The organism is Acinetobacter sp. 1000160 (assembly GCF_000588715.1).
GTDB classification, from domain to species: domain Bacteria; phylum Pseudomonadota; class Gammaproteobacteria; order Pseudomonadales; family Moraxellaceae; genus Acinetobacter; species Acinetobacter courvalinii.
Map to the genome: position 1 here is coordinate 1 of NZ_JFWP02000016.1, position 3,319 is coordinate 3,319.

A 3,319-nucleotide genomic window follows, 5' to 3' on the forward strand; every position below is an offset into this window, starting at 1 on the left:
ACACGTGCTCGATGTACTTGCACGTATTATGGATCGTCTGGCGCAATTAATCGTACGTGATGGTGAGGGTGCAACCAAATTCATCACGGTTCAGGTTGAGGGCGGTGCAAATACGCAAGAATGTTGTGATGTGGCGTATAGCGTTGCCGAGTCACCACTCATTAAAACTGCATTATTTGCGTCAGATCCAAACTGGGGCCGTATTGTGATGGCGATTGGTAAGGCGGGCGTGCCAAATCTCGACAGTAGCAAGGTTCAAGTCTGGTTGGGTGACGTGCAAATTTGCCTGGATGGTGGTGCAAACCCAGACTATACCGAAGCAGCAGGTGCTGCGGTGATGGCTGAAAAAGAAATTACCATCCGGATTGATCTTGGTCGTGGTACGGCAAAAGACACGGTTTATACCTGTGATTTTTCTTACGACTATGTGAAAATTAATGCCGATTATCGCTCATAAATTTGCGTTATAATGAAGCCTCCACAGTGGGGCTTTTTTTATAAGCTGGTTTGTGGACAGTGTGATTCTTAATAAATGATCACCCCGACACCCACGTTATAGCTTTGCAATGATGCAAGCACGCAGGATAGAGAAGACGTTTTATGAATGATGCGAATTTAATTGCGAACGAAGCCAAAAATATTGTGCAGGCGCATTTAGATCGTTTGGGCGAGCCAAAGGACAATAGCCTCAGCCCAGAAGTGAAACAAGAAAAGTTCGCTCAAATCGCAGCAGAGCTTAAAAAACGTAATGCTGTGCTTGTGGCGCACTATTACTGTGATCCGGAAGTGCAAGAGCTTGCAGAACTGACGGGTGGCTGTGTTTCTGATTCATTGGAAATGGCGCGTTTTGGTCGCGATCATCCTGCAACGACGCTGGTGGTAGCGGGTGTAAAGTTTATGGGTGAAACCTCCAAAATCTTGTCACCGGAAAAAACGGTATTGATGCCGACACTGGAAGCAACCTGCTCACTGGATTTGGGTTGCCCTGTGGATGAGTTCGCGGCATTCTGTGATCAGCATCCTGATCATACCGTGGTGGTGTATGCCAATACTTCAGCAGCAGTGAAAGCACGTGCTGACTGGGTGGTGACTTCAAGTTGTGCGGTTGAGATCATTGAGCATCTGGACAGTTTGGGTGAAAAAATTATTTGGGCACCAGATCAGCATTTAGGCCGCTATATTCAGAAGAAAACTGGCGCTGATATGTTGTTGTGGGATGGTGCCTGTATCGTGCATGAAGAATTCCGTGCCCGCGGCATTGCGCAAATGAAAGCGCTTTATCCAGATGCAGCGGTATTGGTGCACCCAGAGTCACCTGAATCGGTGGTCGATATTGCCGATGCCGTGGGAAGTACCTCGCAACTGATCAAAGCTGCCCAGACTTTACCGCATCAGCAAATGATCGTGGCAACCGATCGGGGTATTTTCTATAAAATGCAGCAAGCGGTGCCTGATAAAGAATTATTTGAAGCACCAACTGCAGGTGAGGGGGCAACTTGCCGTTCATGTGCACATTGTCCGTGGATGGCAATGAACGAACTGGATGGAATTTTGCATGTCTTGCAGCATGCCGATCAAGAAATACACGTTGATCCGGCCTTGGCGGAACGCGCTAAATTGCCTTTAGATCGAATGTTGAACTTTAGTGCCTCATTAAAGCGTTAAAAAGCATCAAGATGCTTGTTAAATATACATTTGGTAAGGATTTTTAATATTTTTGAAAAATAGGTGTTGACGTTCTAGGGCGTCGCGCCTAGAATGCACACCGTACCGCACGATGTGCGATACACTAAAAGCTGAGAAATCGGAGCATAGCACAGCCTGGTAGTGCACCTGGTTTGGGACCAGGGGGTCGTAGGTTCGAATCCTACTGCTCCGACCATTTAAAATAATGTTTTAAAACATTAGTTTAAGATCGGCGAAGTATCGCTTGATATTATTATCATCGTTATGCGCCTGTAGCTCAGTTGGATAGAGCATCCGCCTTCTAAGCGGATGGTCACAGGTTCGAATCCTGTCAGGCGCGCCATTTGGTCGCTTGGTACATAGAACTAAATTTTGATGGTGGATGTAGCTCAGTTGGTAGAGCCCTGGATTGTGATTCCAGTTGTCGCGGGTTCGAATCCCGTCATTCACCCCAATTTCGGAGCATAGCACAGCCTGGTAGTGCACCTGGTTTGGGACCAGGGGGTCGTAGGTTCGAATCCTACTGCTCCGACCATCATCTTAAAGATGAGATAAAATACCGCTAATTTAGCGGTTTTTTTACGTCTGGATTTTTTCCTAACCTAAAATATGATATTTATAAATCTTATTAAAATTATTTTCTTAAACGTTTAAAAATTATAAGTAGGATCGGGGATATGTTTTTCTATTTTATTTTGATGTTTATTCTATTTATTCTGATTGCTTATTTAAAATCACCGCATTTTAAAGGTAAAGTTGGTGAGATGCAGGTTTCAGCCGATGTGAATAAGAACCTAGGTGAGGAATATATCTTATTAAATAACTGTACGCTGCCAGATCAGGAACAAGGTACCACACAAATTGATCATATTCTGATAAGCCCATACGGGATATTTATTATCGAAACCAAAAATTATACAGGCTGGATTTTTGGTAATGCACGACAAAAACAGTGGACACAGAAAATTTATAAAAAAAGCTATAAGTTTCAGAATCCTTTGCATCAGAACTATAAACATAGCAAAGTACTGGAAATGGTTTTAAATGATGTTTTGGCGCTTGAACATATCCATTCAGTTATTGTATTTACCGCACGGAGTGAATTTAAAACAGTAATGCCTGAAAATGTATGCCGTGGTAAATTCTGGTTAAACTATATAAAAGGTTTTAACCAAGAAGTGATTAGTCCGATGAAACAAAAAAGAGTTCGTTATCGTATAGAAAAAGAAGTACTGGAGCCATCTTAGAAAACAGACCGATAGCATGTTGAATATTTAAAACAGAAAAAACTGGAGAAAGACTCTGTTTCCTGATTCTGCATACTTGCGATTTATTGCATATCGACTGAAAGATTTAGCGCTTGTAGTTTGATTGCGTTCCAGTTAAGTTAATTTTGATGAAGTAAAATGGTTAGATAAATACAACAGTATTGAAATGCCATGTTCGGCATACTATTGCCGCTTTTTAAAAAGAAAAAACAGAGTATTGAGATGACACAAACAGCTTTTGATTTTGTAATTATAGGTGGTGGTTCGGCAGGTTCGGTGCTGGCTGGACGCTTAACCGAGAACCCGAATATTTCGGTATGTTTATTAGAAGCCGGTGGAGAGGGTAATAGCTGGCTGGTGAATAC

3 protein-coding genes, 4 tRNA genes and 1 pseudogene are annotated in these 3,319 nt (G+C 42.8%); all 8 read left to right on the plus strand.

Features of this window, described 5'->3' with window-relative positions:
• The coding region (locus J699_RS00325; protein ID WP_032882999.1) for a bifunctional ornithine acetyltransferase/N-acetylglutamate synthase at positions 1-457 on the plus strand (457 nt) is incomplete at its 5' end.
• 143 nt (positions 458-600) lie between these two features.
• The gene (nadA, locus tag J699_RS00320) at positions 601-1,665 is read left to right on the plus strand and encodes a quinolinate synthase NadA (protein WP_005228872.1); all 1,065 of its coding nucleotides are present in this window, start codon (positions 601-603) and stop codon (positions 1,663-1,665) included.
• Positions 1,666-1,805: 140 nt separating this feature from the next.
• A tRNA-Pro gene (locus J699_RS00315) sits at positions 1,806-1,882 on the plus strand.
• A gap of 70 nt (positions 1,883-1,952) precedes the next feature.
• Positions 1,953-2,029 (plus strand) — tRNA-Arg (locus J699_RS00310).
• A gap of 35 nt (positions 2,030-2,064) precedes the next feature.
• Positions 2,065-2,140, plus strand: a tRNA-His gene (locus J699_RS00305).
• Positions 2,141-2,144: 4 nt separating this feature from the next.
• A tRNA-Pro gene (locus J699_RS00300) sits at positions 2,145-2,221 on the plus strand.
• 142 nt (positions 2,222-2,363) lie between these two features.
• Positions 2,364-2,930 (plus strand): annotated as a pseudogene (locus J699_RS00295) (nuclease-related domain-containing protein); the annotation flags it as partial.
• A gap of 246 nt (positions 2,931-3,176) precedes the next feature.
• The coding region (locus tag J699_RS00290; protein WP_131224146.1) for a lycopene cyclase family protein at positions 3,177-3,319 on the plus strand (143 nt) is incomplete at its 3' end.